The sequence below is a fragment of the Dulcicalothrix desertica PCC 7102 genome (genome assembly GCF_003991905.1).
In the GTDB taxonomy this organism is placed as follows: Bacteria; Cyanobacteriota; Cyanobacteriia; order Cyanobacteriales; family Nostocaceae; genus Dulcicalothrix; species Dulcicalothrix desertica.
In genome coordinates, this window is record NZ_RSCL01000008.1 from 202,893 (window position 1) to 216,909 (window position 14,017).

At 38.6% G+C, this 14,017-nt stretch carries 12 protein-coding genes; 2 read left to right on the forward strand and 10 right to left on the reverse strand.

The window, feature by feature from the left end:
* Positions 1-36: 36 nt before the first annotated feature.
* A complete protein-coding gene (locus tag DSM106972_RS18415; RefSeq protein ID WP_233787125.1) occupies positions 37-672 on the reverse strand; it encodes a thioredoxin family protein in 636 nt (211 codons plus the stop codon).
* A gap of 403 nt (positions 673-1,075) precedes the next feature.
* Positions 1,076-1,972, reverse strand: a complete 897-nt coding sequence (locus DSM106972_RS18420; protein ID WP_127082066.1) for a helix-turn-helix domain-containing protein — start codon at positions 1,970-1,972, stop codon at positions 1,076-1,078.
* On the opposite strand from DSM106972_RS18420, the gene DSM106972_RS18425 reads away from it, so the two are divergent.
* The gene (locus DSM106972_RS18425; protein ID WP_201800747.1) at positions 1,965-2,780 is read left to right on the forward strand and encodes a GNAT family N-acetyltransferase; all 816 of its coding nucleotides are present in this window, start codon (positions 1,965-1,967) and stop codon (positions 2,778-2,780) included. The genes DSM106972_RS18420 and DSM106972_RS18425 overlap by 8 nt on opposite strands.
* Here DSM106972_RS18425 and DSM106972_RS18430 read toward each other — a convergent pair.
* Positions 2,769-3,863 (reverse strand): alkene reductase, encoded by a 1,095-nt coding sequence (locus DSM106972_RS18430; protein ID WP_127082067.1) that lies wholly within the window; start codon positions 3,861-3,863, stop codon positions 2,769-2,771. The two genes, DSM106972_RS18425 and DSM106972_RS18430, sit on opposite strands and share 12 nt — an antisense overlap.
* A 155-nt stretch (positions 3,864-4,018) precedes the next feature.
* Here DSM106972_RS18430 and DSM106972_RS18435 point away from each other — a divergent pair, with 155 nt between their 5' ends.
* Positions 4,019-4,408: a winged helix-turn-helix transcriptional regulator gene (locus tag DSM106972_RS18435; RefSeq protein WP_127082068.1), complete on the forward strand. Its 390-nt coding sequence runs from the start codon at positions 4,019-4,021 to the stop codon at positions 4,406-4,408.
* 91 nt (positions 4,409-4,499) lie between these two features.
* On the opposite strand, the gene DSM106972_RS18440 is transcribed toward DSM106972_RS18435, so the two are convergent.
* The 7 genes from DSM106972_RS18440 to DSM106972_RS18470 form a co-directional block, all read right to left on the reverse strand.
* The gene (locus tag DSM106972_RS18440) at positions 4,500-4,781 is read right to left on the reverse strand and encodes a hypothetical protein (RefSeq protein WP_127082069.1); all 282 of its coding nucleotides are present in this window, start codon (positions 4,779-4,781) and stop codon (positions 4,500-4,502) included.
* Positions 4,782-4,792: 11 nt separating this feature from the next.
* Positions 4,793-6,748: an Hsp70 family protein gene (locus DSM106972_RS18445; RefSeq protein WP_127082070.1), complete on the reverse strand. Its 1,956-nt coding sequence runs from the start codon at positions 6,746-6,748 to the stop codon at positions 4,793-4,795.
* A 31-nt stretch (positions 6,749-6,779) separates the two neighbouring features.
* The gene (locus DSM106972_RS18450) at positions 6,780-7,727 is read right to left on the reverse strand and encodes a hypothetical protein (RefSeq protein ID WP_127082071.1); all 948 of its coding nucleotides are present in this window, start codon (positions 7,725-7,727) and stop codon (positions 6,780-6,782) included.
* A 196-nt stretch (positions 7,728-7,923) separates the two neighbouring features.
* A complete protein-coding gene (locus DSM106972_RS18455) occupies positions 7,924-9,765 on the reverse strand; it encodes a tetratricopeptide repeat protein (RefSeq protein ID WP_186538424.1) in 1,842 nt (613 codons plus the stop codon).
* 56 nt (positions 9,766-9,821) lie between these two features.
* Positions 9,822-11,738, reverse strand: coding sequence for an ATP-binding response regulator (locus tag DSM106972_RS18460; RefSeq protein ID WP_186538425.1), 1,917 nt, complete (start codon positions 11,736-11,738; stop codon positions 9,822-9,824).
* A gap of 186 nt (positions 11,739-11,924) precedes the next feature.
* A complete protein-coding gene (locus DSM106972_RS18465; protein WP_127082074.1) occupies positions 11,925-12,371 on the reverse strand; it encodes a response regulator in 447 nt (148 codons plus the stop codon).
* A 44-nt stretch (positions 12,372-12,415) separates the two neighbouring features.
* Positions 12,416-13,930 (reverse strand): sensor histidine kinase, encoded by a 1,515-nt coding sequence (locus tag DSM106972_RS18470; RefSeq protein WP_127082075.1) that lies wholly within the window; start codon positions 13,928-13,930, stop codon positions 12,416-12,418.
* Positions 13,931-14,017: the final 87 nt, after the last annotated feature.

Consider the following 14,017-nt stretch of genomic DNA (forward strand, 5'->3'; position numbering starts at 1 on the left):
TTGTTTTTTTAACTAATAAATCATCCGTTACATCCGTTAAATCCGTTGCAAGGTGTTTACAACTTCGCTTACTGAAAGCGACTGAGGTAAAATTATCGGCTTGTCGGAGTTGGTAGCAGGATATAAAACATACAAGGGTACTCCGCTACGCCCAAAAGATTCTAATGCTTTGGTAATTTCTGGGTTACGATTTGTCCAGTCAGCTTTGAGCAAAGTAACGCCTTTTGATTTAAAAGCTGCAATTGTATCTGGTTGATTTAAAGCTACTTGTTCGTTTACGAGACAACTTACACACCAAGCTGCGGAAAAATTTACAAATACTGGTTTTCTTGCTTGTCGAAGTTCGGTTAACCGTACTAAAGTATACGGTTGCCAATTAATTAAGCTGTTTTGAGAAGGGTTATTTGCGACTGTGTTTGTAGTGTTATTGGGAATTTGGGCTAAAGTTAACGCAAATCCAACTACTACTAAGGCGCCTATGGTTCCTAAACGTTGCCATAGTACTTTGGCTAAACGTGTTTTTTGGTGGAACCAAGCAGCAAAACCAATTAATACAAGTCCAGCCAAAGCAGCAGCTAAACCATTAGTTCCTGCTTGTAATGTTAGTATCCATACCAACCAAGCGGTGGCAGCATACATTGGAAAGGCTAAAACTTGCGAAAATGTTTCCATCCAGGCGCCTGGTTTTGGTAGGATGCGCTGTAACCCTGGAGTGAAGCAGATTACTACATAAGGAAGTGCTAACCCAAAGCCTAATACTTCAAAAATAGCTATGGCAATTAAAGGAGGTTGAGTAAGCGCAATACCAATTGCTGTTGAAATCTTTGGAGCAAGCGGGATGATTTATTATAGATGGTTAGACAGTCCTGGTTCTTGCGTATGTAGCGTGCTAAATTTTAATTATAATCGATACTTTTCCTTTAAAATCAAGGCTTACAGGCACTTATAGTTGAAATTTTGGGAATTTTATTTTTTACAAAGGTAATAATGGCTGCAAGATAGGCATAGCAGGATTTTCAAGCTATTTTATCAATACATTTAGCACGCCAAGTACGGAAGAGCCGCTAATACAATTTTAATAATATCTGCTACGATAATCTTTAGGTGTAACACCCATGACTTTGCGGAAGTGTTTACCGAGATGGCTGTGACTATTAAAACCTAAAGTTAGGGCGATTTCGGTAATAGATAGGTGGGAATTGTTTAAAAGAGATTTGGCTCGTTCGATGCGTTCTGTCATCACATACTGATATGGAGACATACCCATAGATTGCTTAAACAAACGGCTAAAATGAAACTGGCTAATTCCTGCTAGCTCTGCTAAATCTGATAATTTAATTTCTGTGGCTAAATTGTCATTAATATAATCGGTAACTACAAGTAACAAACGATTACATAATCCTCCCTCGTAAAAACTTGTGCTGATTCTGTTGATACAATAGTTCCGCAGTAAAATTACAGCCAAAGCATTCCTCAAGGATTCGATATACAACTTGTTTCCCCAACCATTACCCTGGATGAGTTCGGAATGCAACATCATTGTAATTTGCTCCATTTGAGAATTACGAGAATGAAATTGAGGGATTAGTTCTAGGTTGCTTGCGTCAATTTCTGCAATTTCCTGAGTTGCAAGCTTTAATAGCTGCGGTTCGATTTGAACTTGAACAAAATGGTCTCCACCTTCCGACCTAAATGTACCTTCAATTCCTGCGGGTGTAATACAAATATCTCCCTTGCGATAAATTCCTACATAGCGTTGCCGTCCCATCATCTGATGGATACGCTGGGGACGTGCTGAGAGACACAAGGTAAAATCATGTACAGCCAAAGCTGGGTAGGAACACTGACTCGGTGGTAAACGGTATTCCTTTACAATAATTGACTCCCAACCTAAATCTTGGCTGGAAACAATTAAGCCTTCATTGGATGAATAAATTATTTCTGTTATTTCTGAGTTGAGTGCTATGTTCATCGTTCATTTTGACAGGAATTGCATTCAAGGCGAAAGATGCAGCAAGATTGTAGTATTACCGCAAGAATTAAATAGCACATTCGCTAAAAACTTTTTAAATTCTAATTATGTTTGCCACCCAAAAGCAAGTAAGCTTCAGGGTTTCAATGCAGCCCAAGTCCTATATCTAAATAAATTCGGCATAAATAGCGGTACAGTAACGATGAGTAATAATTTGACGTTGGAATCTTATAGCTCTATCTCTACCATTGCCCAGGTGTTGGCAGAATCATTTGCTGATGACCCTAGCTTTAACCTTGTCTTTGGTCAAAATCCCAATCGTTTAGCTACTATACGTGCTTTTTTTGAGCCATTTGTGGCGGATGCCACCAAACGCGGCAAAATTATTATGGCGCCTAATTTGCAAGGTGCTTGTATTTGGTATCCAACCGAAGTGGAAATTTTTGACGAACAATTTGAGCAAATGTTGATGGAAGTTATTAAAACTCTTACCAAGCTTGCTGGAGAAGAATCCGCTCAACGTTTTCAACATTTAATAGAACAAGTTGGTAATCACGAACCACAACAAAGTCATTGTGAAGTGTTTTTTCTTGGGTTGAAACCATCCGCACGAGGAAAGGGTATCGGTCAAGATTTAATCAAACCCGTTCTTGATTACGCAGATAAAAATCAACTTCCGTGTTACCTTGTTTCTTCCAATTCGCGCAATATTTCCTTCTACGAACGCCAGGGTTTTAGAAAATATTGCTCTATCAAAATTAATGACACTTACTCCATGACGGGGATGTGGCGAGAGTTATCTTGCTAGAGCAGGATAATCTGTATACCCTTGCTCTAAAGCTTGATTGCCTTTACCATAAACAGTTGCAAAATTTACCTCGTTCAAAGGTGCATCGAGGACAAACCGATGGGGTAAATCGGGGTTTGCAATAAAGGGTCTGCCAAAGGAGACTAAATCTGCTTCGTTGCTCAAAAGAACTTGATTGCCTTTGCTTTTGTTGTAATTTCCGTTTGTGATAATTAAGCCAGAATAGAAGGGACGAAAGGTTTTTAGCACTGGATTGATTACGCTTTCCGTTTTGAGGTCGTCTTCACTTGGCTCCATTAAATGAATATAAGCCAGATTGAATTGATTGAGTTGTTGGATTACATAGCTGAACGTTGTGATAGGATTGGAATCACGTATTCCATAAAACGTATTGCTGGGAGATAGCTTAATTCCAACTTGCCCTCCACCCCATACTTGACAAACGGCTTCCACAACTTCCAAAAGAAAGCGAGCGCGATTTTCAACCGAACCGCCATAGCGGTCAGTTCGCTGATTGGAGCCATCTTGTAGGAATTGATCTATTAAATAGCCAAATGCTCCATGTAGCTCCACACCATCAAATCCTGCTTGCATAGCGTTTTTTGCAGCTTGACGAAATTGCTCAATAATACCAGCTATTTCCTCGGTTTCTAAGGCGCGCGGAGTTTCCATTGTGACTTTTCCTACTGGGGTATGTAGCGTTCCCACAGGTGCTATCGCGCTGGGCGCTACAGGCAACTCCCCATTGAGTAACGCAGGATGAGAAATCCGACCCGAATGCCAAAGTTGTAGAAAAATCTTGCCACCAGATTGATGGACAGCATCAGTCACCTGTTGCCAGCCTGCAACTTGCTCAGGCGAATAAATACCCGGACAGTTGATGTATCCATTGCTCATGGGCGACACCATTGTACATTCTGTGACTATCAGTCCAGCAGATGCTCGTTGATGGTAATACTCTGCCATCGTAGCATTAGGTATTGAATCCACTGCTCGCAACCGCGTCATGGGAGCCATCACGATCCGATTTGCCAGACGATGTACACCAAGCTGAATCGATGAAAAGAGATTGCGCTCGCTCATAAAAAACCTCGATAGCTTTAAAAATATAGCTTTGCCAGCCCTAGTTAACACTGCCTTAGCTCTGCATGATTTAATTATCAAATCATTAATTAAGATTGACAAGTACGAACAAAAAACTGCTATACATACAAAAATGTATGTATGGGGGAGATTGAATGAGTCGAGAGTCGAAAGTAAATATATCTTTAAACGTGCTAGATAACCATCCTTTCTTGCGACAAACGCTGGAATTGGTTGCCGATAAATGGGTTGTGGCAGTTTTGTACGTACTCTCAAACGGAACGAAACGCTACGGGGAGTTACAACGCGAAATCGGTGATATTTCTCAGCGAATGCTAACGAAAAGCTTGCGAGATTTAGAACGTAATGGGCTGGTAAACAGAAAAGTGTATCCAGTGGTTCCGCCAGTAGTAGAGTATTCTTTAACGCCACTAGGAGAAAGCTTAAATGGGGTACTAAAATCATTATGTGATTGGTCAAATCAAAATTTTGATGCAGTAGAAGCCGCAAGAGATAAATATGATAAGCAAACTCTATGCAGCTAGCAAATTAAACAAAACTATGCATAGCATGAGTTATAGCTTATGAATGTAATTGCCTTACTGATGAATATTGCTTGTTGTTTGTTTTTGCGAGTTAAAGACACGACGTGCGCCATAGACTTGTGGCAGGTTTCACATCCTGACGATTAACAGCAACAATATAAACCCCTGGTGACTCTAAAGCAATTCCGCTCGTTGCTCCAGGTAGCTTGGCAATAACGCGCGTCTGTCCTGTGAGTGTAATTCGCAACACCCCAATCTTCAAATATTTTTTGAGCAAACGGCAAACAGCTATCTCTAAGCAAAGAAATAATCTGTGTCTCTGTGGTAAATAAGAAGATATTTTTGGGGAGGCAGGCAGGGATGCCTGCTCCACAAGAGTTTATTTTAAGCTATTAATAACCTTGCTTTGTCTGCTTGTTCTTGAACGCTTTCTTTTAACCATTCACTGATAGCTTTAGCTAGTTTAATTGCAATAGTCGGGTCTTTTGTTAGGGTTTCATGGATTTTTTGCTGGAGTTCTGGTTTCTTTGTTGTTGCTAGGTTACTAATGCGGGTGTCGGAGATGAAGTTGCGTACCCAACCTGGTATATCAGTTTCTTTAACCAAAGATTCTCCGGCAAAGTATGCGACTATTCCTAAAATAGGCGCCAATATTCCCGCAAATAGTAGTATATGGAATAACCCTGCTAAAACGGCGCCTACTATTAACCCAACTAAGTGTCCCATAAACACCGAAAGTCCAGTTAAGTCATCGAACGATACCGATGTTGATACTTTCTCGGTTTGGTCACTTAAATTTATTTCTCTAGCATTTAATGTACCTATTGGCAAGCTATATTTACGAGAAATTTCATCAGTTTGTTCGCGAACTTCACTTTGCACTGTAGATAACCAGTCTAACAAGCAATTTGTGACTTTTTGATTTCCTTCACTTCCTGCTAACCAAGCTTTGGCTTTTTGCTCAATATCTGCTTCGAGTGCTTTTAATGTAATAATCTTACGCTGGCGCCAGTCTTTTATACTAGTCGTAATTACTTCATTAACTAAACCTGTTGCTAGCTCTTGTGCAAGTCTATCTAAAAATGTTGGTACGTAATTACCCACAATATCTGTAAGTTCTTTGTCAAGAAATTGACTTATTTCTTTTACAAAGCCAGATGTACGAAGATATACCCTTCCCCAACGTGCAAGTCCTCTAGCTATACTAAGTTCGGGTTCTCCATCACGTTTACAAGACAGTTGCGGAAATACCTCTTGACAGGTGTCTAATATAAAGTACATTTTAGATGCACTACCTGTAAGTAAAATAGCACTTGGCTCAATATCTAATTCTGATAATTTTTTCTGTACTGTTACTAACTGCTCAGTAAATGCTTGGCGCCAACTGTTATTATCTAACTTAGCCAAAGGTTTATTTAAAATAACATCCATTATTTTGCCATTAACCAAAGGCATAAATTTATATTTACGCTGAATATCTTCACTACCGACATTTACAAAACTATCTTCGTGTAGTTGAAAAAAGTTAAAATATTCTTCTTTGGCTTTGCGACAACGTAACTCGCAACGGTTTCTATATATAGGATGTTGTTGAAATATCGCTTCTAGCTGTTCGACTTCTTCTAACTGCAAAATTTCACCTTCACTGAGATGGTCAGCAAGATGAATTATTTTTTCATCTCCTTGACGGTATTGACGGTGTAGTTCTAAAGTTAATTGTAATATTTCTTTGTCGATGAGCGAGGCGCCTAAATCATATCCAAAGTCAATAGGGGTATCAGCCATACCTTTGACTAGGGTATAATCGGTTGTTGAGGAGCCGATATCGATGATTAATACAGATTTTTGGAGTTCTTGAATTGTAAATATACCGCTTTCTTTGGCGTGCATTAAAGCTGCACGGGATTCTTTGACGATGTTAGAATTGGGTAAAATCTCGCTTAAAAGCTGTTTGTAGGTGTTAATTTCTTCTTGCCACCATCCCGAAGGACAACCGATAAAGAAGTAATTTGTGTCGGAGGTTTGGATTTGTGTGGTAGATATTAAGTGGTCATAGATGGCTGTAACAAAGTCTTGGATGGTCTTTTGGTACTGTTTATCATCGAATCTGCGACTTTTGAATGCTATATCAAATGTGTTGGCATCAGATATTTGAAAAGCCATATCGCCTATTAGTGTACCGCGTGTTGGGTGGTTGGCGATGGCGGTTATTTGACTTTTGCGGTTGTTGATTAGTAGACTTTGGGGAGTGTCTTGGTTATTTGCGCTGACCCAGGTGAGTGATGTTTCTCCGTGACCTAAGTCGAAACCGATAATTTTTGTATTTAGGTAATCTTGCATGGTTGTTTTTTGGAAAGCACTGAAGTGCTTATTACGAGGGTTTTGTGCTGGGTTCAAGAACGTAACCTGGTAGTAAAACGCGGTTATCTTTTACTAATGCGTGTTTTAGCGTAATATAGTCGGTAATTTCTGCATCCAAACTTGGCTCAAAGTAAAACATGTTTTGGTCTACATTTGGTTGGTAGGTACGTGATTCAATTCCATGATGTCTTAAAATACTTGCTGCTTGCTCTATCCGGCGCCTTACACTTACAGGCAAATCAATGTTATCATCGAGTCCATCTGCCATTAAATCTTGCAGATACTCTAATAAGTCAAGATTATTCTCTATACCTTCCTTGGGTACTTTATCCTCGTTTCTATATCCTGCTACTGTTATATCGATTGACTGCAAAGCTTGATAAAGATAATTTAGTAATTTATCTATATCTATATTTACTTCAGTCACTGCAGTTTGATTTATTTCTAAAGCCTGATTTTCTTTCTTTGGTTTTATAACTTGTGCTATTGTGCCTCCAGTTATACCACCTATTGCGGCACCTATCAATCCCCAATACCATCCACCTTCAAGAACTCCTGCCAAACCCCCAGCTAGAAAACTACTTAGCAATTCTCTACTTTGCTGTGCTTTTTGTATCAATGCTAACTTATAATTAGGCGCCGTAATTGCATTTTTTATCGGTGATACTAACTTTGTCGTTAATTCTGCAAAATTTTGTTGTGGTAATACATTATTTTCATCTATCTGAGGTTTGACTAATAATAATACGCTTGTATAGTGACTCAAAGATTGTAACAAAGTCTGTGCTAGACGTGCTTGAGGTGGAGTCAAGCTCTGCATATACTCACTATTAATATCTGTAAGTGCGTTAATTTCTCGTTGAATAACCTTGACAGCGACTTCAGGCGCCGTGTTAGGTTGAAGCTGAGACTTTAATTTATCTTTTACTTGTTGGTAGTAGTTTATTAGTGTTGTCATATTTAAGATCAAGAAGGTGTTTTTATATACATAGTGCTTTTTATAATCAAATTAAATTATAGTCGTTTACTAGTTTAGGCGCCGACTCGTTTAAGATTGATGTTTAAATAGTGAATGATAATTGACGGTACTACTTTTGGATTATTTATATGGAACGGGCAAGGATGCCCATTCTACAAGAGTAATTTGCATACAATTATAATTCTCGTTTATAATCTTCTAATAATTGTGGAAGATAATCATAACCATCTACACCGATAACCGCAATAATTCTAGGACGACTTTGGGTTAATGCTTGTTGAAAACTATTCTCACCTAATTGTGATTCTAGTCTAACTAGTAATGATGCAGCTTTATGCCATTCGCGTGATGCAATTTGATTTAATAAGTACATTCCTAACGAAGCAGTATATACCGCACGCTCAAAATTGGCGAGACTATAATTAGTAGCAGCTAAATGCGATAAATTTAATCCCTGTGAATATAAGTCTCCCGCTACTTGTGCAGCTTGAAACCCTGCTTCTAAATTTGTGACAGCAAGTTGTAATTCTCCAATGACTTGATACGCTATCCCCAAACTACTCAAGCACAAAGCTTTACCCTGTATATCACCGAGTTGCTCAGATAACTTTAAACCTTGCTGTAAATAATTAATCGGCATTTCATAACTATCAGCTTCAGCATCTTCTTGCTGTAAGTTCATGACTTCGCTGTAGCCTAAATTAACCAGCGCATTCTCTTCCCCTACTTTATCACCTGCTTGCCGACTAAATATTAATGCACGCTGACTATAATTTATTGCTTCACTATAATCTTTCTCTTCCACACAACTACGACTCAGATGGTTGAGGTTTGCTATCTCACAAGTTCTATCACCTGCACTTCTTGCTATTTCTAACGCTTCGGTATGAAAACCTTTCGCACGCTGGTTTTGTCCCATCGCACGTTGTGAATATCCAAGTAACGTTAAAATTCTGGCTTTTTCTTGCGTTCCCTCAGCATTACGTAGTGGTTCGTCTAAATAATTTAATGCATCGCGTAAATAATTACCTGAAAACGACGCAAAAATTCCTCCATACAAAGGAAAATACTGACGCTGTGAAAAAGTCCGTAATATTTGTATCATAATTTGCCAACAGCCATCAGTGTACATCTTAGAAATACTCTGAAAACCATTTGCTAGCAAACTCCAAATTACGGCAAAAGTCAAAAACGTCGAAATCGAAAGTTTGGAACCTGCCTTGACATTATATGGTTGCTGATCGAACCAGTGAACTAACCCACGTTGAATATATTGTAAAACGATAGCTAACTCAACCCAATCACTTAATTTTAACGCGCGTTGCTGTTCGGCAAATTCGATTGCTGATTTTTCTGCTGCCAAAGTCTTAAACAACGCTTGGGGTATTTCACTTTTTACGTGTTTTGCCCAAGTTGCCCAAGGACCACTTTCAGAAGGCGCCCCACCAAATCCCATTGTTTCTTGCCGCTCATACATCCAACTTACCAAGTTATCTTGGATTCTTTGCCATGATGCAATGCCACGATTGACTCCATCATATATTTGTTGTAAATTAGAATCTGCTTGGGCGTATTGTTGTAAAGACTTCGCCAACTGTTGAATTTGCTGTATATTCAAAGGTTGCTTTTGATTTGGGTCAACCGCACGTAAAAATACACCTAACTGTTTATCTGACTCTGCCGTAATAATTTCTCTAATTGCCGACGCAGTTACTGCACTCGCTTTGTTTTGCTCCTCTGCACGTTGCCATTGCGTTTGAATAGTCTTCATCGCACGTAGACTACGGGTTAGTTTAGCTTTTTTAAGCTCGTCTTTTTCTGAGTCAACCGAAAGTTGGGTAGAACTAACCTGCTCCCCCAATATCATCTCAAACACTTCCCCTGTATCAACACTAACTCCCTTGAGCAGCATTTGATAAACCTGCTCAACAGAACTAATCTTACCCTTTAACGTGGCTTCGACGATTTCCGAGATTAAAGCCAGATATTTATCGCGCAATGATAGAGAGTCAGACACAGCAAAAAATATATATAGCAGCAATACAATTGTAACTGCTGATAACCCAACAATGATTATCTGAGATTGGCGCGTATACCCAACCTACAAACCGCACTAACTAACTCTGTAAGGTTAACGGGTTTAACGAGATGCTGCTGAAAACCTGCTTCTAATGCTTGTTTTCTATCTTCTTCACGTGCAAAAGCAGTTAAAGCAATAGCTGGGATACGCTGTATATCTCCAGGTTGACTTCTAATTTTACGAATTAATGAGTAACCATCCTCTTGTGGCATGGCGATATCCGATAGTAATATATCAGGTTCTAATTGAAGTAGTACGGATAATGCTTCAGAGGCAGATGCAGTAGTCGTAACCTTTGCGTCATACCCCTCAATTATTTGAGCTAGTAACTCGCGTGTATCTTTATCATCATCCACTATTAATATATGTATTCCAGAAAGTGATGGAACTTCTTCAACTTCATCTTGCTTAGATTTTTCTAACGATTCGTTTATTTCCTGACTAGGGATACTATATATAGGAAGCTCCACTGTAAATGTAGCACCTTTGCCGATACCCTCACTCTTCACGCTGACGGCGCCGTTATGCATTTCAACTAAATTACGTACTATTGCCAAACCTAAACCTAAACCATTGTGTGTGCGTGCTTTAGTGTTATCTGCTTGACGGAAGGGTTCAAATACATGTGGCAAAAAATCGGCGCCTATTCCAATTCCTGTATCTTTAACTGTAAATTGGATAGAAGAATTAATTTGTTGCAACTCGACAAATATATGTCCACCCTGCGGAGTAAACTTAATGGCATTATTGACCAAATTTGAAATAACTTGCAGTAACCGCGCTGCATCTCCCATTATTCTACCAACCTCGGCGCCGATTTTAGACTCAAGAGTAATGGATTTTGCTTGAACTCGCGGTTTCACATCTAATAAAACACTTTGAATAATCGCTGCTATATTAATTGGTTGCTTGTTTAAACGTAATCGATTTTGAATAATGCGCGAAATATCTAATATATCTTCTATCAGCGTGTTTTGGAGATTAGCATTTCGCTCAATAGTCTCCAAACCCTGTGCTAGCTTTGTTTCACTGACTTTTCCACTTCTGAGTATTTTTGCCCATCCCAAGATTGAAGTTAAGGGACTACGAAGTTCATGCGACACGATTGCGATAAACTGGTCTTTAATACGGTTAGCTTCACATGCTTCTCCTAAAAGCCTTTTTAATTCCTCTTTCGCAGTTGCTAACTCTGCCATGACTCTAGAACGTTCTGCTTCACGCTGCTTAGATAAGCTAATATCTTCCATCAACCCATCTATAATAACGGCGCCTTCTTTAGTTGTGACAGTTTGACTAATTCGTACCCAAATTGGGATATCATTCTCGTAACGCAAGATAATTTCCCTATCGCGTGTACCGTTGAACTCTAATTTACTCAATATCTCAGCATTCTGTGTGATATAACTAAAGCCAGCAAGTCGTAAAAATGCTTTATTCGCTTCGAGTAATACCCCACCTTCACCTAAACGATAAATTCCCACATTTAAATTATCGAGCAGCGTTTGTAATCTTGATTCTAACCCTGCGACTTTACGCTGCGCTTCAACTTTATCTAAAGCTGATTTAACGGCAGCAGGTAAACGAACGTAATGATGAGCAGATTTTAAAATATAATCATCTAACCCTAATTTCATCGCTTCCACAGCAATTTCTTGCGTACCACTTGCGGTAAACATAATTACTGGGCAATCAGGGTATAAACTTTTAATAGCTCCCACCACGGTCAAACCATCAGTCCAGCGCAGTTCATAGTCAGTAATCGCTAAATCAAACTGCCTTGAAGATAAAGCTTTTTCTAAGTCTTGCGCTCTAAAAACTTCTTGAAGTTCTACTTCTGGAAATTCATGTTCGAGTGCATGAGTTATGAGTAAGCGGTCATCGTAGTTATCGTCAATAAGTAAAATACGCACTTTCAACTCACCATCAATGTGCGAAAACAAACACGAGACTTTTTAAATTAAACGTAACAAATAAATGTGAACAATAATTAATATATAAAAATTATCATATGGTTAGCATAATCTAAAATTTATTAAATTCTTAAAAATTCTTGAAAATTATATAAAGATTAAGAATATTTAAAGAACTGTTGTTAGTCATATAGTGATTTGTGGTTTTTCGTTAAAAATTATCCAATGTAAATTGAGAGTTTTAACTATTTCCACTAAATCATTAAAAGCAACAGGTTTGACTATGTAAGCATTTACACCTAAGTCGTAAACATTGTTAATATCTATATATTCTTGAGAAGCAGTCAGAACAACAACAGGTAAGCGTTTGAGACCAGGTTGTTGTCGTAACCACATTAAAACTTCAGCCCCTGACCGACGTGGTAGTTTCAAGTCGAGTAAAATCAGCACAGGTAGAGGATAACTATTACGGTCATTATAAGGCGCCTGTCCCGATAAGTACAGTACTGCGGCATCACCATCGTTAACAACTTGTAGCGGGTTGGCAATTCCTGCCTTACGAACCGCACGTTGCATTAACAAAACATCTTTAGGATTGTCTTCTATCAATAATATAGTGTCTTGACTACTCATTTATTCAAAGTTAGGGGTTAGGAGTATTACTAAGCACTCAGTACTCAGCACTCAGCACTAAATTCGATCCAAAATTGACTACCCTGTCCTGGCTGTGATTCTACACCAACATGGGCGCCCAAACGCTCGGCGCCTTTACGGACGATAGCTAGACCGATACCAGTACCGGGATATTCGTCATTGCTATGTAAGCGCGTAAATACAGTGAATATACGCTCTTGATAGTTCTGAGCAATTCCAATCCCATTATCTTCTATCCAGAGACGTATTTTATTAAAAGTGTACTCGGTATATATTCGCACCACAGGTTTAACTTCGGGAGCAACAAATTTTATCGCATTATTTACTAAGTTAGAAATAATTTGAATTAAAATGGTATAATTGCCAATCACTTCAGGTAAAGGTTCTTCGACTTGTACTGTTGCTTGTCTGTGCTGTATTGTTGATTCTAACTGCATTAATACTTCTGCGACTACACAAGACAAATCAATAAGTCTTAATGGTAACTCGCTACGACTAATACGGCTGTACGTCAACAAATCATCAATAAGTCTGAAAGCAGACTGTGAGCTAATAATAATACGCTGTAAATATTGTTTTTGACGCTCTGGCTCAAGTTGTTGATTTTGCAGTATTGTACCAAATCCTTGAATTGCACGTAGTGGTGAGCGCAAGTCATGAGAAACCGAGTAACTAAATGTTTCTAAATCTTGGTTTGCAATGATTAACTTTTGATTTGTTTCATCTAGCGCACGATTTGTAGCTTCGAGTTCAACAGTACGTTCAATTACTCGCTGTTCTAAAATTGAGTTTAGCTGCTGTCTTTCGAGTTCAACTTGCTTACGTGTAGTAATATCTTCAATCAAGCCATCAAGTACCTTTTCTTTATCAATCTCATTCATAGTTATACTTAAAGCTATCCAAATAAATGTACTATCAGGACGTTGCAATTCAATTTCTAGCTCTTGCTGTGGTTCTGGTAGCTCTTCTAAGATTGAGTAGTATTCGCGAATGTTCAGTATATCTCTGGTTTGTAATTGTGCTAAATTATCTATGCCTAGCAATTTGAGAAAAACTGTATTGCTTTCAATGTAATTGCCATTACTGTTTGCCCTAAACGTTCCTATCTGCAACTGATTGAGTAATCTACGCAACTGAATTTCTAATAACTCAGAAGAGCGTCGATTTTCTAAGCGTTCAATCGCAATGCGTAATGAGATTGGTAATTTAATATACTTAGATTGCGATTTGAGAACATAATCGTCCAATCCAGACTTCATTGCTTCAACGGCAATTTCCTCGCTACCTGTACCAGTAAACATAATTACAGGGCAGTAAGGGTATAACTGTTTAACAGTTCTTAAAATATCAAGTCCAGTAGTCCAACGTAGGTCATAATCAGTAACAACAGCATTGAATTGTTTTGCTGTGATAGCAGCAGCTAATTCCTTTTCATCAAGAATTTCTTGAATCTCAATTTGAGCAAATTCGCGCTTTAGTTCTCGAATTACCAATGCACGGTCTGCTTTGTTATCATCAATAACTAAGACATGGAGCATTTTACTACTAATACGTGTACGGGCGGGTTCACCGATATTTTCAATTATTTACCAGGATATAGTGTACGGGCGGGTTCACCGATATTT